16 protein-coding genes are annotated in these 24,033 nt (G+C 59.8%); 7 read left to right on the top strand and 9 right to left on the bottom strand.

Annotated elements, in window-relative coordinates; genetic code table 11:
• Window positions 1-679: 679 nt before the first annotated feature.
• Window positions 680-1,969 carry an MFS transporter gene (locus QP978_RS07270; RefSeq protein ID WP_048732299.1) on the top strand — a complete coding sequence of 430 codons (1,290 nt, stop codon included), beginning with the start codon at window positions 680-682 and terminating at the stop codon, window positions 1,967-1,969.
• 129 nt (window positions 1,970-2,098) lie between these two features.
• Window positions 2,099-3,064: a GDP-mannose 4,6-dehydratase gene (locus tag QP978_RS07265; protein WP_070595114.1), complete on the top strand. Its 966-nt coding sequence runs from the start codon at window positions 2,099-2,101 to the stop codon at window positions 3,062-3,064.
• A gap of 62 nt (window positions 3,065-3,126) precedes the next feature.
• On the opposite strand, the gene QP978_RS07260 is transcribed toward QP978_RS07265, so the two are convergent.
• The 7 genes from QP978_RS07260 to QP978_RS07230 form a co-directional block, all read right to left on the bottom strand.
• A complete protein-coding gene (locus tag QP978_RS07260; protein WP_070767435.1) occupies window positions 3,127-4,122 on the bottom strand; it encodes a DsbA family protein in 996 nt (331 codons plus the stop codon).
• Between the two features lie 49 nt (window positions 4,123-4,171).
• Window positions 4,172-4,594 carry a DUF2304 domain-containing protein gene (locus QP978_RS07255; RefSeq protein WP_048732304.1) on the bottom strand — a complete coding sequence of 141 codons (423 nt, stop codon included), beginning with the start codon at window positions 4,592-4,594 and terminating at the stop codon, window positions 4,172-4,174.
• Complete coding sequence (ppgS, locus tag QP978_RS07250; RefSeq protein ID WP_070767457.1) at window positions 4,591-5,283, bottom strand: polyprenyl-phospho-N-acetylgalactosaminyl synthase PpgS; 693 nt, start codon at window positions 5,281-5,283, stop codon at window positions 4,591-4,593. The genes QP978_RS07255 and ppgS overlap by 4 nt, the downstream gene beginning before the upstream one ends.
• A gap of 23 nt (window positions 5,284-5,306) precedes the next feature.
• On the bottom strand, window positions 5,307-6,128 hold the full coding sequence (locus QP978_RS07245; RefSeq protein WP_049192969.1) for a glycosyltransferase: 822 nt from the start codon (window positions 6,126-6,128) through the stop codon (window positions 5,307-5,309).
• 82 nt (window positions 6,129-6,210) lie between these two features.
• The gene (locus tag QP978_RS07240; protein WP_070549778.1) at window positions 6,211-7,566 is read right to left on the bottom strand and encodes a lipopolysaccharide biosynthesis protein; all 1,356 of its coding nucleotides are present in this window, start codon (window positions 7,564-7,566) and stop codon (window positions 6,211-6,213) included.
• Window positions 7,567-7,584: 18 nt separating this feature from the next.
• Complete coding sequence (locus QP978_RS07235) at window positions 7,585-9,045, bottom strand: M1 family metallopeptidase (protein WP_016421956.1); 1,461 nt, start codon at window positions 9,043-9,045, stop codon at window positions 7,585-7,587.
• A 10-nt stretch (window positions 9,046-9,055) separates the two neighbouring features.
• Window positions 9,056-11,230, bottom strand: coding sequence for a prolyl oligopeptidase family serine peptidase (locus QP978_RS07230; RefSeq protein ID WP_284857013.1), 2,175 nt, complete (start codon window positions 11,228-11,230; stop codon window positions 9,056-9,058).
• An 82-nt stretch (window positions 11,231-11,312) separates the two neighbouring features.
• Between QP978_RS07230 and lpdA the strand changes: the two genes are divergently transcribed.
• Window positions 11,313-12,728 (top strand): dihydrolipoyl dehydrogenase, encoded by a 1,416-nt coding sequence (lpdA, locus tag QP978_RS07225; RefSeq protein WP_284857012.1) that lies wholly within the window; start codon window positions 11,313-11,315, stop codon window positions 12,726-12,728.
• A 212-nt stretch (window positions 12,729-12,940) separates the two neighbouring features.
• Here the strand turns inward: lpdA and ramB are convergent, their stop codons facing one another.
• Together ramB and aceA are read right to left on the bottom strand one after the other, a co-directional pair.
• Window positions 12,941-14,365 carry an acetate metabolism transcriptional regulator RamB gene (gene ramB, locus QP978_RS07220; protein ID WP_038629316.1) on the bottom strand — a complete coding sequence of 475 codons (1,425 nt, stop codon included), beginning with the start codon at window positions 14,363-14,365 and terminating at the stop codon, window positions 12,941-12,943.
• A gap of 214 nt (window positions 14,366-14,579) precedes the next feature.
• Complete coding sequence (gene aceA, locus QP978_RS07215) at window positions 14,580-15,872, bottom strand: isocitrate lyase (protein WP_016421960.1); 1,293 nt, start codon at window positions 15,870-15,872, stop codon at window positions 14,580-14,582.
• A 1,017-nt stretch (window positions 15,873-16,889) separates the two neighbouring features.
• On the opposite strand from aceA, the gene QP978_RS07210 reads away from it, so the two are divergent.
• From QP978_RS07210 to QP978_RS07195, 4 genes are all read left to right on the top strand, one after another.
• The gene (locus QP978_RS07210) at window positions 16,890-19,100 is read left to right on the top strand and encodes a malate synthase G (protein ID WP_016421961.1); all 2,211 of its coding nucleotides are present in this window, start codon (window positions 16,890-16,892) and stop codon (window positions 19,098-19,100) included.
• Between the two features lie 357 nt (window positions 19,101-19,457).
• Window positions 19,458-20,231: an HAD family hydrolase gene (locus QP978_RS07205; RefSeq protein ID WP_187402734.1), complete on the top strand. Its 774-nt coding sequence runs from the start codon at window positions 19,458-19,460 to the stop codon at window positions 20,229-20,231.
• Between the two features lie 15 nt (window positions 20,232-20,246).
• A complete protein-coding gene (locus QP978_RS07200) occupies window positions 20,247-22,862 on the top strand; it encodes a glycoside hydrolase family 65 protein (RefSeq protein ID WP_284857011.1) in 2,616 nt (871 codons plus the stop codon).
• Window positions 22,863-23,277: 415 nt separating this feature from the next.
• Complete coding sequence (locus QP978_RS07195) at window positions 23,278-24,018, top strand: succinate dehydrogenase cytochrome b subunit (protein ID WP_284857010.1); 741 nt, start codon at window positions 23,278-23,280, stop codon at window positions 24,016-24,018.
• Window positions 24,019-24,033: the final 15 nt, after the last annotated feature.

The following is a 24,033-nucleotide window of genomic DNA, read 5'->3' as shown; positions in this document are numbered from 1 at the left end:
CGGTAGCGACCAGCGTTTGAACTTCAGCGAGCGACGACAAAAAGTGGGCAACGGGGGTAATGGGGGTTGGTGAATGGCGGTAGATTTCCTTTGTTTGTGACCGAATTCATTTTCTAGATGTCTGAAAAAGGTGGAATCGGGGGTATGTAAAGGGTGTGGAATGGATGCTGCTTAACGACGGGCCGTTTCCGGCCTGATGTGCGCGAGCTGATGGCCGTTTGTGCGTGAGACTGTCTTAAATAGGGGAAATCTGCGTTTTATGGCTGTTCGGCTACCCCCACATTGAACTAATCTGTAATTATATAATCAGAAGTTGTGTGAATAGTGCGGCGAAAGTGGCGCAAGATACGAAAGAAGTAACGGAACAATAACGATGTAGTGTCGAAAAGGTCATTGCCCCCGGATGGGGCAGGGATGCAAGGTCGGCAACATGCCACCCCGAGACGGGGGTGTGAGCCCCAGGTTTCAGGGGCATTTGTGCCGAGACCAACCCGAGGTGACCAAACTGGGCACGCCACCGCATTAGCCACCACTCCACTAGTCGCCACAGCACTAACCGACTCAGTTGCCCCGCCCCGCCTGCTCAACTATCTCGGCACACCTCTTGTGGTTAGCTCCGGTGGCTTAAAATCTGCACCATTGTGCGTAAGGCGCTGGGGACCGTCGTAAAGTAAACGACATGTCTTCTCACGCAGGAACTAACGGCAATGAAAATGAGGTACCTCACGGCAGGGCCAAATCCAATAAAGGCACGCCGTTGTGGCTGCTCGCCGCAATTGCAGTTTTCGCCGTCGCGTGGGGTGGCAATGAATTCACACCGCTGATGGTGATGTACCGCGAAAACGCTGACCTGGCGCCGGTGTTCATTGACCTTCTATTGCTGGTCTACGCTCTCGGCATCGCGCCGGCACTGCTGATTTCTGGCCCAATCTCGGACCGTATCGGCCGTAAGCCGGTGATGCTCGCCGCGCCGGTGCTCTCGATTCTGGGCTCGACTCTCATCGCGCTGGGCGAGACCATCGCTCCGCTCATTCTCACCGGTCGCTTTATCTCGGGCCTGGCAGTCGGCATTGTCATGGCCGTGGGCGGCTCGTGGGTAAAGGAGCTTTCCGATCCACGCTTTGACCCCAAGGCCACTTCCACCTCGGGCGCGAAGCGTCAGTCCATGGCGTTGACCTTGGGCTTTGGCCTGGGTGCGGGTATTGCCGGCACGTTGGCGCAGTTCGCACCGCTGCCGGGGCAGTTGGCTTATATCATCCACATCCTGATTTCCATCCCAACGATCTTCGGTCTTGTGGCTGTGCCGGAGACCCGCCAGTCGCCGCACCTGGGCGGCAGCAATGCTCCGCACGAAAGCGTCTGGGAATCTCTACACACCCCTTCGGTAACTAACCGTCGCTTCCTGCTCGTCGCCGCGATGGGAGCGCCGTGGGTCTTCGGTGCAGCCGGTGTTGCCTATGCAATCATTCCTTCTCTGCTTCAGGACCACGTCTCCCAGCCAGTGTTCTACTCCGCGATGGTCACACTGTTTGCGCTGCTCTGTGGTTTTGGCATTCAGCAGATTGGTCCACGCTTTGTAACCGAGCACAACGCCCGCGGCTCGCTGATCGCAATGGGCATTGTGGTTATCGGCATGGGAATGGCCGCATGGATGTCCACCAACCCCACCGCAGTGACGGCGTTTATTGCAGCGCTGGTGCTGGGCACCGGCTACGGCCTGGCCATGTTTACCGGCCTCAACGAAGTACAGCGCATCGCCGGCCCGCGCGACATGGCCGGGCTGACCGGTATCTTCTACTGCCTGACTTACATCGGCTTCGCATTCCCAGCAATTCTGACCAAGCTCTCCGAGTCCATCTCCTGGATGACCTACCCGGTCATGCTCGGTGGCGGTATGGTCATCGCCATCCTGATGGGCTTGGTTATTTTCTTCAATTCCACCGTCAACCTGCCACAGCGCGCTGAGTAATCTCGCATTCCCTGGAAGACTAATCAACCCCGTCAATGTGAGGTTGGCACACGTATAAGCGGCTTTCCTTACTAAGCGCCTATAGTTCTTCCTATGGAGAAGCACAAGAACGAATCACCGGCCACCGCGATGACAGAATCGTCGGCAAGCGCGAAACCGCGTGCGCTGGTGACGGGTGGTGCGGGATTTATCGGTTCGACGCTGGTTGACCGGCTGCTGGCTGAAGGGTACGCAGTCACGGCGCTGGACGATCTCTCCCACGGAAAGCTGGAAAACCTCCAGCAGGCATCGCTTAACGACGACTTTGAGTTCATAACCGCCGATGTGCTGGAGGTGGACTGGGACGAGCTGCTCGAGCAAAACCGTCCGGAGGTTATTTTCCACCTCGCAGCGCAGATTGATGTGCGGATTTCCGTGGCCGACCCGGTGCGGGATGCGACGCTGAACATCATTGGCACAATCAAACTTGCCGATGCGGCCCGAAAGCACGGTGTCCGCAAGGTTGTGTTTACATCTTCGGGCGGTTCCATCTACGGCACGCCGGAGGAGCTTCCGGTGTCGGAGAACGTGCCGGTCAATCCGATGAGCCCCTATGCCGCTTCAAAGGCGACGGGCGAACTGTACTTGAATATGTTCCGCAATCTTTATGGGCTCGAATGCTCGCACATCGCGCCGGCGAATGTGTACGGCCCGCGGCAGGATCCGCACGGCGAGGCCGGTGTGGTGGCTATTTTCGCCCAGCGTCTGCTGGCGGGAGAGGCGACCAAGGTGTTCGGCGACGGCGGAAATACCCGCGACTATGTGTACGTCGACGATGTGGTGGATGCTTTCTACCGCGCATCCGGCGAAGTCGGTGGCGGAATGCGCTTTAACATTGGCACCGGTGTCGAAACTTCGGATCGTCAGCTGCACTCGTTGGTGGCGCAGGCTGCGGATGCCGAGGATAACCCGGAGTTTGCACCGCCGCGCACTGGTGATGTGGCGCGGTCGGCGTTGGATCCCACGCGGGCGCGTGAGGTACTCGGCTGGGAGCCGGCTATGAGTATTCAGGAGGGCGTTGCCCGTACTGTGGAGTACTTCCGGAATCAGGGCTAGCACAACTTACGCGGGCGGCTTCATGCACTCGCCCGCATAAGTTAGCAGCAAGTCAGCGCAGCTTACTTGCCAGCTTCTTCCATGCGCTTTGCGTGGATGAGAGCCAGCTCGATATTGTCCTCGAACACGTCGAGAGGTTGTGCGCCCGAGACGAACTGCGTACCAACGAGGAAGCCCGGAGTTCCGGAAATGCCCAGCATGGAGCCGAACTGGGTGGCATTCTCGACTGCCTCGGTCCACTTGCCGTCCTTAAGCTCCTTTTCAAAGCGCTTCATGTCCGGCACACCGGCCTCACGCGCGACGGCAATCAGGTCCTTCTCAGTGAACTCCGGGTGGCCCTGGCCTTTTTCCCCGGCCTTCTTAAACAGCGCACGGGAGAACTCCCAGAACTTGCCCTGAGCTGCCGCGGCACGGCCGGCCTCAGCATCCTTGATGGCCTTCTCGCCATTGATGGCCATGTCGTTCCACTCCAGGCGGACCAGTCCCTCGTTGACGTACTTTTCCACGAGGTCAGGCTCGGTTTCGTTTGCGAACTTCGCGCAGAACGGGCACTCGAAGTCCGAGTAGATCGAGATTACGACCGGCGCATCCACTGCACCGAGAGCAAAAGGATCATTTTCATTGCGGCGGTGGACATTGTCCATGTCCTCCGGGGACTTCAGCTGCGCTCCCGCCTTTGGTCCGTAGATGCTGGCGTCGAAAGAGCCATTCGGGCCAGGCACTGGCGCAATCTCGCCCTTGCCTGGTGCAACACCCGCCATGTTGACGGTGCTCACGCCGTTGAAGCTAGCCGAACGCGAACCAGCGAAGAAGCCCGCTGCGCCGACAACAATCAATGCGACGACAGCTAGCGCCCATGCGGCGTTCGGGATCGAGTACCACGACTTAGTTTTCCCACCGCTGTCGGCAGACCAGGACTCCAAGTCCTGCTCAGTGGGTACCGGCTGAGAACCTTGCTGGGGTTCCTGCGGTGTCTCCTGCCACGCTGCGTCTGCCGAGGGCTGCTGCGAATCGCTGCTGTTGTCAGCGGCGGCGTTGTCCTTATTTTCTTCGCTCATGGCTTCTATGGAACCACAGCCTCAGATTCACATGCGCTTAGCGTGCCGATTAGTCGGACGGAGCGTTGTTCTCGACCTTCGTCGCGCTGTCCTTTTGGCTGCTGTTCTGGCTGCCCGAAATCACAATTTCTTCTTCCGGACGCACAGCGGTCTTCAAGGCCACTGCACGAGCCAGTCGCGCGTAGCGTAGCTCCTGTTCGCGGAAGCGGATGTAGGACGACACCGTGGTAAACACGAACGCCAACACCAGTACGTAGAGCAGCAAATCGGTGCCCCGGGTCACACCGATCCAGTTGGCCACCACGGTCAGATCGTCGGGACGCACGATTGCCCACAGGCACGCGACGACGAAAAGGACGAATCCCAGCTTCACGCCCGCCTTGGCGCGTGCTTTACGACGGTTAGCGACGAAGTAAGCCACCAGGCCCACCATCGCCAGCAGCAAAATAATTTGAACGATGGATGCGGTCATGGCAGCCTCTTCGAAATCAGGGAGTCGGCAAGGATATTGACACCGTTGAACAAGGATTGCCCTTTGGACATGGAGTATTCCGTGTAGAGGATATCCACCGGCTGCTCAGCGGTACGCCAGCCTCTGTTGTCCATGACCTCGACAAATTCGGAGGCATGGCTCATGCCGTTCATGCGCAGGCTCAGTTGCTCTGCCACCGTGCGGTTGAAGGCGCGCAGGCCGTTGTGGGCGTCGGTAAGACCGAGTCGGCGCGTGCGTGGTGACAACATGACCACCGTCTTGAGGACAATTCGCTTAATCAGCGGCACCTGGTCATCCTCGGCGCGAGGGCGGCCGAAACGGGTTCCCACAATGATGTCGATTGGTTCGCTGCGCAGTCGCTGCACCATGGCAACGACGTCCTTGACCTGGTGCTGGCCATCGGCGTCGAAGGTGACAAAGTACTTCGAGCCAGCCTGCGCGCGAGCGTATTCCACGCCGGTCTGGATAGCCGCACCTTGACCCAAATTGACAGGGTGGTTGACCAGGTGAGCGCCGGCCCTGTGAATCTCCAGGCTGGAGTTATCCGAAGAGCCGTCGTTGACCGCGACAATGTTGGGGAAGGTCTCGCGAGCGTGCTCGAGAACCTCACGAATAACCTGGCCCTCGTTGTAGCACGGCACAATCAGCCAGGTGTCCGAGAAATCCATGTTGTCAGTCATCGTTCCGAAGCCTACCGCACAAACAATCGTCGATATGCGCGTGACATGAGCTGAGTTGGCAAAAGTCGGAAAAGTGTCCGCACCGCCAAGTTAAACACTGCCCGGGGCCTGGAAATCAGCCCCTCAGCTACCAGCGTGCGCTGGAGCTGACGTTCACCGCGGATGATGCCGCGCGAGGTTCGCCGCTCGAACATGCCGTCGGCGCGGAAGTACACCAGCGGCTCGGGCAGATTCTCAAACTTCGCGCCGGCGGCCATGAGGCGCACCCAGAGGTCATAGTCCTCCATCAGACGGATGTCGCGATACCCGCCGACCTCACGCACTTTCGCCGTTCGCAGCATCGAGGAGGGGTTATTCACGGGCGAATTGATCTTGATATAACGCGCAATCTCGGCGTGCGTCTGCGGCAGAGTCCGCACGCGCACCACGTTGTCCGGCGTGCCCTCGAACTCCGCCATCGCACTGCCCAACACATCCAACTCCGGATTAGCGGTCAGCACGTCCCACTGTTTTTCAAAGCGGTCCGCACGCGCAATATCGTCCGCATCCAGCCGCGCCACCCATGGCGTTTCCACCAACTGAAGACCCGCCTGCGAAGCCACTCCCGAGCCGCCATTTTCCGCACACCGCAGCACGGTCATCTCCGAATGCGCCTGCTCATGCTTGACGACGACCCGGTCGAGTTCCTGCCCGATCGGGCCATCGATGACCACAATGACGTGCGCGGCCGGACGCGTCTGGTTCCACAGCGACTGCAGCGCAGCATCGAGCTGGTCGGGGACGACGCGGTGGTAGACGGTCATGAGAACCGTGAGGTTAGTGATGGTGGACATGTGAGTCTCGAACCTTGGGAGTTGCAGGGGGATGTGGACGGTTTTTTTTTGGGGGGGGGGACGGCATTGGATGTGGGTGGTGTTATTCCACCGCAAAAGCCTCCGATACGGCTGACCTGGCAGCACGTGGGGAAAGTTTGCGCAGCGCAAGCAGGTGAATGACAACACCTACTGCAGAGCCTACGGCGATAGCCGCGACCGTGCGTACCGACAGGTGCCCAGGGAGGAAAAGAATGGCAACGGCGATCGTGGTCGCAGCCAACCAACCGATCAGATACATATGGTGCTTTTCCACTGCCAAGGTGACCGAGCCGGTAATCATCAACATGGCGGTCAACGTCGCACCGAGCGTCAGCGCTGCGAGCACCGGCCCGGACACGTGATAGCTATCGTCCAGGATGAGAGTCATAATCCACGGGCCGATGAGCCATGCCAGGCCCGCCCCGAAGGTGCCGAAAGCAGCCAGCGCTCCCAACGGCTTGGCCAGCGCTGCCAGCACGCCTTCGGAGCGATGCCGGACAAAGCTCACAATGATGGCGTTTTGGAACTTCTCTAAGGGCATGAGCAGTGGAGCGCGGGTCAGCGTTACGGCGTAGGCGATACCCGCAATGGTCACCGCTGCGGTGAAGTTGTTGGCATGCGGCGGGGTAAGCGACTCGGCTATCCCTGCGCCAGTGGTGACCGCTTCGCCGGCAATCTTGACGATTGTCGGAAAACCTGTGACCAGCACAGCAGATGCGCCGGATGCGCCCATGGCCGTGACCATGAGAGTGATGAAGCGGCGCACCGGGACGTCGGCACGCGCGAACATGACCGAGCGGGTTGCCGGGGAAAACAGCGCGAGAATAAGCCAACTGACAGTGCCGAACACCGTGATAATCAGCCAGGCCAGCAGGCCCCAGCCGAAGTACCAGGCGATGAGTGCCAGAGCCACGCGCACGAGAATGTCAATCATGATTAGCGCGGCGTAGGGGCCCCACAGTTGGCGGCCGCTGAGCAGACCCGAGGTGGTTGCCTGCATAGAGTACAGCGCCAGACCAAAAGCCATGAGCAGAATTGCAGTGCCGGCGCCATCCTGCACGACCAGTGGGGCCCACAGCGGACCCGTCACTGCCATGGTGACGAAAGTAACTGCGGCGACGCCCAGGGACACTGTGATGGGACGAGCACCGAGAGTTTGACCCGCTTCCGAGGCTTCCTGCTCCTGGCTCTGCCCCTGCTCTCGATCCCGCTCCCGCGATTCCGCAGCACCGATTGCGCGCGTGGTCTCCTGCATCAGCCCGCCGAGAACACCCGTGAGCGCGAAGAAAAGCCCCCAGAACGCCACGAACTGCAGGTTTACCGCATTGGGAAGTGCGCGGGCCGAGATAATCAGCACCGCGAAGCTGCCTATCGCCGCGACAATCGTGGCCAGCGACAACCATTTGAAACCGGACATTGACGTGCCTCTAGCTCTCTAGTCCTTGGCCTTCGAGTAGCCGAGCTTTTCAAACTGAGCGGCCAGTTCCTCATCCACGATTGGAGCACCATTATCGTCGATGCCCTGGTCAGCAGGGGAGCGCGTCGGATCAGTGGGGAAGTCCGGCAAGGAGCTGCGTGACAGCCAGGAGTCAAAGATGACATCCAGGTGCGAGGTGGTGATGCCACGCTCGCGGCATACACGGTTGGCCAGTGCGCGGAAGTCCACTGCATCGACCACACTGTGGCGGTTGGTGGTGGTCCACTTGTGCACCAGGTCGAAGAACACCTCGTCGCCCAGCAGCAGACGCAGAGCGTGCACAGTCAGCGCGCCGCGCTTGTACAGACGGTCGTCGAACATCAGCTTGGGCCCTGGGTTGGCGATGACGATGTCCTGATCATCTTCAAGCAGGTCCAGGTAGTGCTTGCGGGCGTGCACATCCGCGCTGGCACCGCCGCTGACCTCGGACCACACCCACTCGGAATAGCAGGCAAAACCCTCGTTGAGCCAGATATCGCGCCACTGCGAAATGCCGACACTGTTGCCGAACCACTGGTGCGACAACTCGTGGGCAATCAGTCGATTCCACGTGTCCTTGCCGTCGGCGTGGTTGGCTCCGAAGATGGACAGACCCTGTGCCTCGATGGGGATCTCCAGGTCGTCTTCACAAATGACCACCTGGTAGGCACGGAAGGGGTAAGGGCCAAAGAGCTTGGCGAATTCATCGAGCATGCGTCCCTGGTCGCGGAAGTCGTGGCGGGCATTTGCCACCAACTCAGAGGGCACCCAGGCCACTACGGTCGAGGTCTGGCACGGCAGCTCGACCTTCTTAAACTGGCCGACATTGATGGTGGCCAAGTAGGAGGCCATGGGCTCCTCGGTGACAAACCGCCAGCGGCGGCGCGATCCGCCCACGTTCACCGGAGCGTCGGCAAGCCCTGGTGCGACGACCTCGTAGGGAGCGTCGGTGACCATCGTGAACTCGTAAAATGCCTTGACCTCGGGATCGTCATCGCAGGGGTACCACGACGCCGCGCCCACCGGCTGCGATGCCACGAGTGCACCGTTTTCGAGTTCCTCCCAGCCAATTTCGCCCCACTTCGAGCGCACCGGACGTGGCGTGCCCGAGTAAGTCACAATCAGCCGCAGCGTCTCGTCGGGAGCCAACTCGCGGTCAAAGGTGACGCGCAGCTTGCGTCCCGAATGGCGCCAGCGCTTTACATCGATTGAGTGTGCCTGCGAATCGGAAATCGCATCCACCGAATCGACCCCCAGCGCATCCGCAAAGTCGAGCGTGATGTGTGAGGTCCAAGCATTGATTTCGATATGCAGAGTCGCCGTCGCCTTCAGACGATTCGGCCCGACCCGATAATCGAGGTCCAGCTCGTATTTGTTCACCCGGAAACCCAGGTTGAACGCAATACCGGTATAAGGATTAGTGAAATCAGCGCTACTCACGGCTGTTACCTTACTTGAGCTTGTTCCACAGCCACGTAGATATGAGTGCCTCGACGAACGCGACCTGCGAATTATCCGCCGCGCCCGCGTGCCCGCCCTCTGTGTTTTCGTGATAGTCCACCGGCTGTCCCGCTTCCTCCAGCAGCCACGCCAGGCTCCGCGCATGCGCTGGGTGGACGCGGTCGTCCCTGGTAGACGTCGTAATCAACGCTGGTGGGTAGGCGCGCTGCTCTCGCTTGACGACGCGCTGGACCGGCGAATACTGCGCAATCGCAGCCCGCTCGGTGGGGTCGTCCGGGTTTCCATATTCGGCCATCCAGGAGGCTCCCGCGGACAGCTTGTGATAGCGCATCATGTCCGCCAGTGGCACCTGGGACACCACTGCGCCCACCAACTCCGGGTAGGAGGTTAGGCAGACAGCGGTCAGCAGCCCGCCGTTGGAACCACCGCGCACGCCCAGCTGCTCGCGCGTGCAGTAGCCGCGTTCAACCAGGTCGCGCAGCACGGCCTGATGATCCTCATAGACCCTCATCCGCTCAGTCTTGACCACCGAGGAGTGCCAGGTCGGGCCGAATTCGCCACCGCCACGCAGGTTGGCCTCCACGAAGTACCCGCCCCGCTCGAGCCAGGTCAGGCCACGAATCGCCGAGTACTGCGGGACCAGTGAGACCTCGAAACCGCCGTAGGCGTGCACGAGGGTAGGGGCTGGGTTCGGAGCGGGTGTGGCTGTGGTTGTCTCTGCACTAGCGCCTGCGTCAGCACTTGCACCAGCCCCCGCGCCGAAGCGACCGGTGATGCGATACGGAATCCGCGTGCCATCGGCCGAAGTCGCCCAGTGCTGCCGCGTCTCCATCCCCTCACTGTCGAAGAGCGCCGGAGCACGCCGCACTTCCGTGAGCGGGCTGCCGACCTGCCCGTACCAGAGGGTTGCCGGCTGCGTTGCCGACGTCGAAACCAACCAGATCTCATCGTCGCGTTCAGAGGCTGTATCAATCACGCTCACAGTGGCTTGCGCAGGTAACTCGCCGAAAGCCTCCACCGGCTCCCACGAGCCCTCCCGCAAGACGACCAACTTCGTCGCGACATCCTCCAGCAGCGTCAACACCAGGAAATTCTTCGTCCACGCCAGTTGCTGGAACGAGGTGTGCGCATCAGGGGTGAAAATCACCTCCACCTCACGCGAGCCCGCCAGCCACTTATCGAGCTCCACAACGGCCACGCCACCAGCCGGAATGCCATTGAACTCCGTGCGCGGCATCAGCACCAACCACTGCCTATGGACACTCGTCCGGCAGTCCTGCGGTACCTCCAGGATCTGCAGGGAAAAGTCCCCATTCTGCTGCGCCGCCAACTTGCCCGGACGCTCCGCTGCCACGAACCGCTGCGAATTATAAAAATCATGCGCACGCTCGACAAACAGCCGCTCAAAACCCTCCGTCGCGTCGAACCAGCCGCCCACGGCCACATCATCACTGTGGCCCGAGAAAACCACATCCGCGCTTGACGACGGCATGCCGCGCCGCCACCTCCGCACCTGCCGCGGGTAGCCCGAATCCGTCAGTGACCCCGGACCAAAGTCACTGCCAACGAGAATTTCGTCACGACCCAACCAACAGACATCGGACTTCGCCTCCGGGAGGTAGAACGGCTCATCCTCCACAAAAGTGCAGTTGACGAGGTCAAACTCCCGCACCACAGTGGCATCGGCCCCGCCGCGAGAGAGCAGAATCAACGCGCGGTCATACTCCGGATAACGGCACACCGTGCCCTTCCAGACCCAGTTTTCTCCCTCGGCTTTCGCCAGCGCATCGAGGTCGATGAGATTTTCCCACTCGGTCGCCTGCGGATCCTCCTGGCCAGCCAGATAGCTCTGCAACGAGGTGCGCCGCCACAGGCCCCGAGGATGCTCGGCATCCCGCCAGAAGTTATAGAGGTACTCGCCGCGCCGCACCGGGTATGCGATCCGGGCATCGGTGTTGAGCGCAGCCAGGATGCGTTGTTCCAGGTTGGTGCGGTCGCTGGTGTCGTCGGCAAGCGAATCGACACCTGCGACGGTGGCCTTCGACTGCGCGCGAGCCCACGCCAGCGCCTGGGAGCCGTCGATATCGTCCAGCCAATCGGGGACAAGATCAGTGGAGAGGAAGGAGAGATTGTTGCCCAAGTCGGTGTCCGTGTCGGTGCCCATGCCCACCACCGTAGCCGACCGCAGTAGGTAAAACCGGGACTCGCGCGTGAAGTAAAGACAAGTCGTGCGTAGACTTGTGCACGTGGCTGAACATTTTGATCTTGTAGTACTCGGCGGCGGTCCTGGCGGATACGTCGCAGCAATCCGTGCATCCCAGCTGGGTCTGAAGACCGCTGTGGTGGAGAAGCAATACTGGGGCGGTGTCTGCCTCAACGTTGGCTGTATCCCATCCAAGTCTCTGTTGAAGAACGCCGAGGTGGCGCACATTTTCAACCATGAGGCTAAGACCTTCGGTATCTCCGGCGATGTCTCCTTTGACTTCGGTGCCGCACACGCGCGTTCGCGCAAGGTGTCCGCGGGCATTGTCAAGGGTGTTCATTTCCTGATGAAGAAGAACAAGATCACCGAAATCAACGGTTTCGGTGAATTCACTGGCCCGACCTCCATGGCCATCACTGATGGCGATGACGAAGGCAAGGAAATTACTTTCGATAAGGCGATTATTGCGACCGGCTCTGTCGTCCGTTCCCTGCCGGGCGTTGAGGTCGACGGCAACATCGTTTCCTACGAAGAGCAGATTCTCTCCGACGAGCTGCCGGACTCCATGGTTATCGTCGGCGCTGGCGCCATCGGTATGGAGTTCGCATACGTCTTGGCCAACTACGGCGTGGATGTCACCATCGTCGAGTTCATGGACAACGTTCTACCGAACGAGGACGCAGACGTCTCCAAGGTTATTGCCAAGGAATACAAGAAGCTGGGCGTCAAGCTCATGACTGGACACAAGACCACCTCCATCGTGGACAATGGTGACTCGGTTGAGGTCAAGGTCGAGGCCAAGGATGGCGGCGACGAGCAGACTCTGACCGTCGACCGCGTTATGGTCTCCATCGGCTTCGCACCGCGCACCGAGGGTATCGGCCTGGACAAGGCTGGTGTTGAGTTGGGCGAGCGCGGCGAGATTGTCATCGACGAGTACATGCGCACCAACGTCGATAACATCTACGCCATCGGTGACGTCACCATGAAGCTGCAGCTGGCACATGTCGCTGAGGCACAGGGCGTTATTGCAGCTGAGCACATGGCGGGTCACGAGACCGAGACAATCCCGGACTACAACATGATGCCGCGCGCAACCTTCTGTAACCCACAGGTTGGTTCCTTCGGTAAGACCGAGGCACAGGCCAAGAAGTGGGCAGAGGAGAACGGTCGCGAGATTAAGGTCTCCACCTTCCCGTTCTCTGCCAACGGTAAGGCGCAGGGTTTGGCGGAGCCGGTTGGTTTCGTGAAGCTCATTGCAGATGCCGAATACGGCGAGCTGCTGGGTGGCCACATGGTGGGCGCCAACGTTTCCGAGCTCATGCCGCAGCTGGTTCTGGCGGAGAAGTACGAGCTGACCACTGAGGAAATCGGCCGCGCCGTTCACATTCACCCGACCATGTCCGAGGCCATGAAGGAAGCAGCCGAGGGCGTTATGGGCAAGATGATTAACCTGTAAGAGGTTGTGGCTTTGGCCTAGGGCCAGTTTTCGCTGGTCCCGGCTCAGGTAGATACGAGTTAGTTCTTAAGTTTATGACAGTTTGACCGTGAAAATCGGTGCGAAAGTGTCATAAACTTAAGCACTTTCTTTTTGGGGTCTTCTTCTTTGAGGCATCCTGCGCGAACCAAGCCCCCGCAAACAGGCCGGCTCCGCGCCCGTCGTAAAGCGAACTAGTACGGCGAGACGGTGGAGCGGTGCATGTTGATGTCGATATCGCGATGGATCGGCGGGAACGCGCGCTGCGGACATGCCTCGCGGGAGCAGACCCTGCAGCCGGCACCGATTGGAGTGGCGGCGTCGAGGTCCGCGAGATCGAGACCATCGGCGTACACGGTGCGCTCAGCGTGACGGGCCTCGCAGCCCAAACCGATGGCAAAAACCTTACCTGGCTTGCCGAAACGTGCCGCGTGATGCTCCACGGTCCGCGAGATCCACATGTACGGCCGACCATCCGGCATGAGCGCGACCTGCCGCATGACTTTGCCGGGGTAGGAGAAAGTCTCGTAGACGTTCCACAGCGGGCAGGTACCGCCCGAATGCGTGAAGTGGAAGCCCGTGGCGGATTGACGTTTGGACATGTTGCCCGCGCGGTCGACGCGCACGAATGTCCACGGGATGCCGCGCAAGCTGGGGCGTTGCATCGTGGACAATCGGTGGCAGATGGTCTCGTAGCCGACACCGTAAGTGCGCGACAACAGCTCGATGTCGTAGCGCTTCGACTCAGCCATCGCATGGAACGACTCATACGGCAGAATCAGCGCCGCCGCGTAATACGTCGCGACTCCGCGCTGCGCCAGCTTCCGCGACTCCTCCGACATGAAATGCCCGGACGCGACGGCCTCGGAAATGGTCTCGCCCTGCTCCAAAAACCCCAGCTCCGTGGCCATGCGGAAGGCCCGCTGTCCCGGCGAGAGGTGCCGCGCGAGGTAGAGCGTCTTCGTCCGCCGATCAAGGCTGTGCTGCACATCGCCTAACGACGATTCCAGCGCAATCCGAATCCCATGGTCGTTGGACAGCCTGTCGGCCAGCACAGAGACCACATCGGTGGTCTCGTCGGTGATGCGCAGCTCGCGGGCCAGCTCCTCAGCGGCGGTGTCGACCGAAGCGATGTAGTTCTGGCGGGCGTAGAAGTAGTCGCGGACCTCCTCATGAGGCATGGTCAGCGCCTGTGAACCGGAGGCGGTGTCGGTGCTGTTGCCGAAGTTGCGCTCCTCGGTGGCCAGAGAGAGTTTGTCCGTGACGTTGCGGTAGCGGCGGTGAATGTCCACCATGATGCGGGCGATATCAGGGTGGTCGCGAACCATTTCCGAGATCTCCTGCAGATCCATGGGAGACTTAGCGATCTCCTTGTCCATTACCACGTCCTGGACCTCAGCGAGGAGGCGGGAGTCGTCATCTCGGGAGAAGAAAGTCGCGTCAACGCCGAATGTGTCCGTGATGCGGAGCAGCACGGGCACAGTCAGCGGGCGGACGTCGTGCTCAATCTGGTTGACGTAACTAGCCGAGAGGCCCAACGCCTGTGCGAGCGCAGCCTGGCTGAGGTCGCGCTCGCGGCGTAGCTGGCGGAGGCGGGATCCGACATAGGTTTTCGACATACTGCCCAGCATATCGCGGGCTTTGCTGAACTTGTGTAGAAAACCGTTGCAACCTTTGCTTACGTGTGTAGGTGCTGAGGTTCTCAGGCACGCTTCACGACGGCCCGGAGTCGACACGTCGATGAACACACAAAAACACCCAGCGAGGGCTGTAAGTGCAACCCTCGCTGGGTGTTGAAGTTAGGTCCTTGACCTAAGCCCTAAGTCGAGTGACTTAGAACTGACCCTCCTCGGTGGAGCCCTTCAGGGCGGTGGTGGAGGAGTTCGGGTCGACGGTGGTGGCGATGCGGTCGAAGTAGCCAGCGCCAACCTCGCGCTGGTGCTTGACAGCGGTGAAGCCGCGCTTCTCGGCAGCCTCGAACTCGCGGTTCTGCAGGTCGACGAATGCGGACATCTGCTCGCGAGCGTAGCCGTAAGCCAGGTCGAACATGCCGTAGTTCAGGGCGTGGAAGCCAGCCAGGGTGATGAACTGGAACTTGAAGCCCATCTTGCCCAGCTCGTTCTGGAACTTGGCGATCTCGTCCTTCTCGAGGTGAGCGGACCAGTTGAAGGACGGGGAGCAGTTGTAAGCCAGGAGCTGGTCCGGGTACTCAGCCTTGACGCCCTCAGCGAACTTCTTAGCCAGCTCGAGGTCCGGAGTACCGGTCTCCATCCAGATCATGTCAGCGTACGGAGCGTAGGACTTTGCACGCTCGATGCACGGCTCCAGGCCGTTCTGGACGTGGTAGAAGCCCTCGGAGGTGCGGTCACCGGTGATGAACTTCTGGTCGCGCTCATCAACATCGGAGGTGATGAGGGTAGCGGCCTCAGCGTCGGTGCGGGCGATGATGACGGTCGGGGTGTTGGAGACGTCAGCAGCCAGGCGAGCAGAGGTCAGGGTGCGGATGTGCTGCTGGGTCGGGATCAGGACCTTGCCGCCCAGGTGGCCACACTTCTTCTCAGAAGCGAGCTGGTCCTCCCAGTGGGTACCAGCGGCACCAGCGTTGATCATAGCCTTCTGCAGCTCGTAGACGTTCAGAGCGCCACCGAAGCCAGCCTCACCGTCAGCGACGATTGGCAGCAGCCAGTTGTCGACGGAGTCGTCGCCCTCGATACGAGCGATCTCGTCTGCGCGGAGCAGAGCGTTGTTGATGCGGCGAACGACGTTCGGCACGGAGTTGGCCGGGTACAGGGACTGGTCCGGGTAGGTGTGGCCGGAGAGGTTAGCGTCACCAGCAACCTGCCAACCGGAGAGGTAGACAGCCTTCAGGCCAGCGCGAGCCTGCTGAACGGCCATGTTACCGGTCAGTGCGCCCAGAGCGTTGATGTAGGAGTCGTCCTTAACGTTGACGCCTTCCCACAGGATCTCAGCGCCGCGGCGAGCGAGGGTGTTCTCCTCGACGACGGAGCCCTGGAGCTCAGCAACCTGCTCAGCGGTGTAGTCGCGGGTGATACCTTCCCAGCGCGGGTTCTCGTCCCAATCCTTCTGGATTTCGGCGGCGGTACGTGCCTTACCAACGTTAGACATAAACGGAGTCACTTCCTTTTGCTTGCTTTTTGAACTCCGGGTGCTGACTTAAGAACAATTCCGACAGAACCGATCTACAGGCTGACCCGATAGTGACCGCGGTGTCACGTGAATGCAGGGGGCGCTAGCAGAGTGCTGTACCCCTGCACGCAAACACGCGAACAAAAACAATGTCCGCTTCCGCGTGCCATGTCTCACATTTTGGGGCATAGCGCTACGTTCGTCAAGCAGCTTCCGATGTGAATTCAAGTATGTAATACGGATAACACTTGTGAAGATTGCAAACATTGTGATGTGTAGCTTGGCTTTAACAATTTTCGCCTGTGACCGGCCGGTACATTTGTACTGTTATTTCCCTATGGCGGGCTCGCGAATAATGTTCCCCCCGCTTTGGGGTGATTTATATTTTGGTATTTATCAAAGCTGGCCGTTAACAGTGTTTGGGGTTTAGGGGGTGTTTCGCTACCCCCGAAATTACGGCCGTAAAGGTGGAAACGGGCTTCTAAATACACTGCCGTTACACCGTCAGTACCCCGCCGGAGCATCCCTGGGTAGTGGCCAGGGTCTCGGTTGTCATCTCGCTTTTATGGTCTGGTTTGAAGGCGGAGGCTGTAGCGACGTGATTGGTCGCTGGCCGTTCATACGCAGGTCGCAATAGTAAATGTCTGTGAGGCGCGACACTTTCCCATTGCATGTGGTGTTCCGTGGCTGGAGGAAAGAGTGCCGGGGATACTGCGGTCAATGTGGGTGGGGGAGGGCTGGTTGTGGCGTCAGGATTAAATGCCCGAATGGTCATCGGGGAGGGGGTGGGGTCTGTTCGCGGGGTGCTCGTCGTAAAGCGAATGAAATGGCAAATGTGAGCGGCGTTATACCGGGCTGGCGGTTGGCGGTTATGGAAAAAGACGGTTCATAAGTGCGCCGAATCACATACAGTAGGGGAACAACGCATCCAGTGTGAGCCGCTGACGTGGCCGTGACTGGATGGGCAAATTGCAATCAATAGTTTTGAGGAGAGCAATGGCACAGCGTATTTCGGCAGGTGGAATGCAGGTCGCGAAGGTTCTTTACGACTTCGTTAATGACACCGCACTCCCCGCCGCTGGCATTGAGGACAAGGACGCGTTCTGGAACGGCTTCGGTGACATTGTCGCTAAGTACACTCCGCGCAACCGCGAGCTGCTGGCCAAGCGCGATGAGCTGCAGGAAAAGCTCGACGCTTGGTACAAGGAACACCCGGGCGAGCAGAATCAGGATGAGTACGTCGCATTCCTGAAGGAAATTGGCTACCTCGTTGACAACCCGGGTGACTTCCAGGTCACTACCGCTAACGTCGACACCGAGATCACTTCCACCGCTGGCCCGCAGCTGGTTGTGCCGGTTCTCAACGCCCGTTTCGCCATCAACGCTGCGAACGCACGCTGGGGCTCGCTTTACGACGCGCTGTACGGCACCAACGCTATTCCTGAAGATGGCGGTGCGGAGAAGGACACCCCGGGCTACAACAAGGTCCGCGGTGACCGCGTTATCGCATGGGGTCGTAACTTCCTGGACAAGGCTCTGCCGCTGGTCGACGGTTCCCACGCGGACGTCACCTCTTACGACATCGTCGACGGTCACCTGCAGGCAACCCTGGAAGGTGGCGCTACCTCCGGTCTGCGCGAGCCGGAGACCCTGGTCGGCTACACCGGTGATAAGGACGCGCCGGAGTCCATTTACTTCAAGCACAACGGTCTGCACATCCAGCTGCTGATTGACCCGGAGTCCCCGGTTGGCAAGACCGACAAGGCTGGCGTCAAGGACATCATCCTGGAAGCCGCTGTCACCAACATCATGGACCTCGAGGACTCTGTCGCCGCAGTTGATGCTGCTGACAAGACCCTGGGTTACACCAACTGGCTGGGCCTGAACGTCGGTGACCTCGCAGTCGAGTTCACCCGTGGCGGCAAGAAGCTGTCCCGTACCATCAACGACGACCGCACCTACACCGCTCTTGACGGTTCCGAGGTCACCCTGCACGGTCGTTCCCTGAACCTGGTCCGTAACGTCGGCCACCTGATGCAGAACCCGGCCATCCTCGACCGCGACGGCGAGGAGATTTTCGAGGGCATCATGGATGCCGTCGTCACCGCTGTGTGTGCAATCCCGGGCCTGGACCAGGACAACGCACGTAAGAACTCCCGTACCGGCTCCATCTACATCGTGAAGCCGAAGCAGCACGGCCCGGATGAGGCTGCATTCACCAACGAGCTGTTCGCAGACGTTGAGAAGCTGCTGGGTCTTCCGCACAACACCCTGAAGGTCGGCCTGATGGACGAGGAGCGTCGTACCTCCGTCAACCTGGACGCCGCCATCAAGGCTGTTTCCGAGCGTGTCGTCTTCATTAACACCGGCTTCATGGACCGCACTGGTGATGAGATCCACACCTCCATCCAGGCTGGTCCGATGTTCCGCAAGGCTGTTCAGAAGACCGCTCCGTGGATGCTGGCTTACGAGGACAACAACGTCGACTCCGGTCTGGCACACGGCCTGCAGGGCAAGGCTCAGATTGGCAAGGGCATGTGGGCCATGACCGAGCAGATGGCTGAGCTGCTGGAGCAGAAGATCGGTCAGCCGAAGCAGGGTGCTTCCACCGCATGGGTTCCGTCCCCGACCGGTGGTGTGCTGCACGCTACCCACTACCACGAGGTTGACGTCTTCGGCGTTCAGGACAAGCTGCTTACCGACGGTCGCCGCGACTCCATGGGTGACCTGCTCACCATCCCGGTAGCGGCAGCTAAGGCTGGCGAGCCGGGCGCTGACTGGTCCGATGAGGACAAGGCTAACGAGCTGGACAACAACTGCCAGTCCATCCTGGGCTACGTTATCCGCTGGGTTGAGCAGGGTGTTGGCTGCTCCAAGGTGCCGGACATCAACGATGTTGACCTGATGGAGGACCGCGCTACCCTGCGTATTTCCTCCCAGACTCTGGCTAACTGGCTGCTGCACGGTGTTGTCACCGAGGAGCAGATCATCGATTCGCTGGAGCGCATGGCCGAGGTCGTTGACCGCCAGAACGAGGGCGATGAGGCATACCTGCCGATGGCCCCGGACTTCGACAAGTCCATTGGTTTCCAGGCTGCCAAGGAGCTCATCCTCGATGGTGTGAACCAGCCGTCCGGTTACACCGAGCCGATCCTGCACCGCCGTCGCCTGGAGTTCAAGAAGCGCGAGGGCATCGACCAGGATTAATTCTGGGTCAGGCTAGGGTTAGCAGGCGACTGCCGAGCCGAACTAACTAAATAACCACCAAACTGCCGGTGTGTATGTGTTGTTGGCTGATTTCTAAAGCCAATTCCGTATATACCCGGCAGTTTGTTTTGCTGTGGTGGCTGCGCGTGCTTAGAGGGCGTGCGTTGGAACTACCCGAGTTGGAAGCACCCGCGGTGTGTGCACTGAGAGCCCCAACCGTTGCCAGTGTGTGGCACCTGCGCGCTCAGAATTTGAGATACCCGGGTTCACAAGCGGGCTAGGGGCAACGTTGCTAGCGTTGATTGAGAAGTTAATTGCGAATATGCAGTCTGCAACGTCCAAGGAGCTGCGACCCCCATGACTAATTCCACGACCGACAGTGCTATCAACCTTGCCAAGGCCAAAGAATTCCTCCATAGCGCGGGCGCAATCCTCTTTGACCTCGACGGAGTGATTACCCCTACCGCCGATGTGCACGAGCAGGCGTGGGCGGACATGTTTAGCGACTACTTTGAGCACAAGGGCGTCTCGGCCTACACAGAGGAGGACTATTTCACCTACCTCGATGGTCGCCGCCGCGATGAGGGCATCGCAGCAATCCTGGAATCTCGCGGCATCTCGCTGCCACACGGTAGCGATGAGGACACAGCGAAAGACGAGACGATTGTGGGGCTCGGGAAGCGCAAGAACGATGACTTCCTGGCGCGAGTCGAGAAAGGAATCGAGGCCTACCCGGGGTCGGTAGCGCTGCTCGACGAGTTACAGGGCGCGGGGGACTCGTCGGCAAGCGAAAAACCGCAGTTGGCGGTGGTCAGCTCGTCGAAGAACGCGGTGCCGGTGCTGACGGCCGCTGGGCTGCGTGAGCGGTTCGTGGAGATTGTTGACGGCGTGGTGGCGCACGAGAACAACCTGCCGGGTAAGCCAGCCGCCGATACTTTCGTGTACGCGGCGGAGAATCTGGGGGTGGCACCGCGCGATGCTGTGGTGGTTGAGGATGCCATCAGCGGTGTGCAAGCGGGTGCAGCCGGCGCATTTGGTCTGGTCATTGGTGTTGACCGCGGTGCTGGCGCAGAAGCGCTGCGCCGAGCGGGTGCCGACATTGTGGTCAGTGACTTGGCGGAACTCGTCTAGGCTGGCTCGTGACAAATGGCTGAGAGAAAACCGGAAGGCATCATGGCCAACGATTCGACCACAGCAGCAGTCGACGAGACCGAGCGTGTGATTCCGCAGGGGCAGGGGCACGACGCGGAGACCGCCGAGGCTGAAAAACAGGAGGAGACGGTGTCCCCAGTTCGTCGTAAGCAGCGTCGCAACTTCCCGGCGGGTCGTGCGGATAAGCACCACCACCTGGTGAATGCCGAGGGACTCATGGACCGAGACATCACTCCGGTCGATGAGTGGCGTCTGATTGAGACGAAGCCGAACGGCCTCCCGCTCGGTTTGGGCGAGACGCTGTTTGCGCTGTCGAACGGGTACATCGGCATGCGTGGCAATCCGCCGGAGGGCCGTGACTCCAGTGAACACGGCACTTATATCAACGGTCTGCATGAGACCTGGCCGATTAGGCACGCCGAGGACGCCTACGGCCTAGCCCGCCAGGGGCAGACGATTGTCAATGCTCCGGACGCTAAGGCAATGCGTCTCTACATTGACGATGAGCCCCTGCGTCTCGGCAATGCTGAGGTCAGCGACTACGAACGTAGCCTGGATTTCCGCGAGGGCGTGCTGCGTCGTCGGTTCATTTGGCGCACCCCGGGTGGCAAGCGCGTTCGCGTCACCTCTGAGCGCATGGTGTCTTTCCAGGAAAAGCATGTCGCCGCGATGAGTCTGGAAGTCGAGCTGCTGGATGCGGATGCTGCGGTGATGATTAACTCGCAGATCCTCAACCGCCAGGACGGCGAGGACGAATACCACGATGCCGCTAAGGCGCAGGGCACCGAACTGGATCCCCGTCGCGCCGAGGCGCTGGAAGACCGCGTTCTCATTCCGGCATTTCAGTCGGAATCGGCGCACGGGCAGCGCTCGACGCTGGGCTACCGCTGCGCGAACTCCGGTATGACCGTGGCTACCTCCATGGACCACACCTTTACTGTCCGCACTCCCGACGGCACGGAGCCGTTCGTAGAGATTTCGCAGTCGACCGAGCCGGATGTGGCCAGCTCCCTGTTCAACCTGGATGCGCCGGTCGGCACTGTCATACGCCTGGAGAAGCTGGTCGCGTACCACTCCTCCCGTAAGGTGCGTGCCGAAGAGCTGGCATTCCGCTGTGAGCGCACCCTGAACCGCGTCGGCCGCATCGGCATGCTGGGGCTGATGGAGAACCAGGAGGAGTGGCTCGAACGCTTCTGGGAGCGCTCTGACGTGGTCATTTACAATCAGCCGGAGATTCAGCAGGCAGTGCGCTGGAACATTTGGCAGATTATCCAGGCCGCCGCCCGCGCCGAATTCCAAGGCGTCCCGGCCAAGGGAATGACCGGCACCGGCTACGGCGGCCACTACTTCTGGGACACGGAAATCTACGTGACCCCATTCCTTACCTATACGTCGCCGCAATTCTCGCGCAATGCCATGCGTTTCCGCTGGGACATGCTCGAAGCCGCGTGGGCGCGTGCCGACGAACTGGCGCACGACGGTGCCCTCTTCCCGTGGCGCACTATCAATGGTCAGGAGTCCTCGGCCTACTTTGAGGCCGGCACGGCGCAGTACCACATCGATGCGGACATCGTGTACGCGATGATGAAGTACGTCTATGCCTCCGGCGATGAGGAGTTCCTGCTCAAGGAGGGCACGGATCTGTTGCTCGGCACGGCCAGGTTTTGGATGTCGTTGGGATTCTTTGATGCCGAGCAGCGAGAGTTCCAAATTCACAGCGTCACCGGTCCAGATGAGTACAACACGGTGGTGAACAACAACCTGTACACCAACGTGATGGCGCAGTATAACCTGCGGGTTGCTGCGGACGTCGTCAAGCAGATGAAGCGTGATCGCCCTGCTGCCTATCGCGAACTGACCAACCGCTTCGACCTCACTGAGCGCGAGGTTGAAGAGTGGGAGCAGGCCGCTGAGGCGATGTACATCCCGTTCGATGAGAAGCTCGGCATTCACCCTCAGGATGACCAGTTCCTGCTGCGTAAGCGCTGGAATCTCGACGATCCCGAAGTTGGCCCGCTGCGCCCGCTGCTGCTGCATTACCACCCGCTGACGATTTACCGTCACCAGGTCATTAAGCAGGCGGACGTCGTCCTCGCACTGTTCCTCATGGGCAATCGCTTTACGACGGAACAAAAGCGCGCAGACTACATGTATTACGATCCGCTCACCACCGGTGATTCCTCGCTGTCCGCCGTTGTGCAGTCCATTGTTGCGGCCGAGTTGGGCTTGCAGGAGCAGGCAATGGACTTCTTCCTACGCGGACTCTATGTGGACCTGGCGAACTTGCATGGCAACGCTGCCGATGGTGTCCACGTCGCATCTGCCGGTGGTGTGTGGCAGTCCCTGGTCTATGGTTTCGGTGGTTTCCGCGATCATGACGGCCGCTACAGTATTGACCCGCGTCTGCCGGAGGACTGGAGTGGTCTGACGTACCGAGTCACTATTCGTGGTTGTCGTATCCGAGTGACGGTGCGCGGCCGCACGGTGGAAGTCGTCCTGGAGGAGGGAGACCACCAGGTTGGGCCGATTATGGTCGCAGGACATGAGGTGATCATTGGTCCGGAGCCGTTGACCGTGGTGATGGCGAACTCGGATCAGAGCGAGGATTAGTCGGACGGCTTCGGCCGTACACGGTGCCAATAGGGGGGGGATTGCCTGTTGGGGGTGGCTGTTTGGGCCTTTGGGGAATTCGGCAGGGGTAAAAATAAAGAATTTCGCAACATAATTATTGAGTATTAAATCCGTCCACCTGAGAAAAGTGGGCGGTTTTTTATTTTCGTGCTATTTATGTTGCGTTATTAGCTAGTTTGGGCGGGGGAAAAATCGGCAAAAGTCGGGGTAGGGGCGTTTTTATGGTGGGGGAGAGGGTTTATGCAGCGACGACGTCAGAAGTGGCTAAAATGCGATAACCTGAGAAAAGGCGGAGAAAAGACCTAGGTAACCTGTGAAAATCCCCACCCAAAAGGGGGAAAAATGTTTACCAGGCGCTGTGTGACTTTAGAGTGAATATGACACTGGAGGTGCCATGACTGTTAAAAGTTCAAACCGTGACGCAATCGCGCACGGCAAAATTAATGTAGAACCGCTGCGCGAGCAGCCTAAATACCCTTCATGGGCTCTGAAGCTGACCATGGCCGTCACTGGCGTGCTGTTTGGCCTCTTCGTTATTGTCCACATGCTGGGTAACCTGAAGATTTTCGCTGGCGAGGAAGACTTCAACGCATACGCGACCTTCCTACGCACTGTCGGTGCTCCGGCAGTTCCGAACGAGGGCATTCTGTGGATTTTCCGCATTGTCCTGCTGGTAGCTATTGTCCTGCACATTTTCGGTGGCCTCACCCTGGCTGCACGTGCAAAGCAGTCCCGCGGCAAGTTCCGCCGTCAGGGCATGGTGTCCAGCTGGAACACCTTTACTGCACGTTCGATGGTGGTCACCGGCATCGTGCTGCTGGCCTTCATCATCTTCCACCTGCTGGACCTGACCATCGGTGCTGGCGTTTCTCCGTCTTCTTTCGAGCACGGTGAGGCATACCAGAACGTGGTTGCGTCCTTCTCGCGTCCGGGTGTTGTTGTTTGGTACATCATTGCTCAGCTCGCTCTGCTGCTGCACCTGTCCCACGGTCTGTGGACCGCTACTTCCGACCTCGGTATCACCGGTAAGCGCTGGCGCAAGGTTCTGCTGTTCCTGTCCGGCCTGCTGCCGCTGCTGGTTGTTGTCGGCAACATCTTCATCCCAGTCGCCGTCCTGACCGGTCTGGTCTCGTAGGTCGAGGAGGAAATT

This window comes from Corynebacterium sp. MSK035 (genome assembly GCF_030232615.1).
GTDB classification, from domain to species: domain Bacteria; phylum Actinomycetota; class Actinomycetes; order Mycobacteriales; family Mycobacteriaceae; genus Corynebacterium; species Corynebacterium jeikeium_D.
The sequence above is the reverse complement of the archived record's forward strand: the minus strand, read 5'-3'. Positions and strand labels throughout refer to the sequence as shown.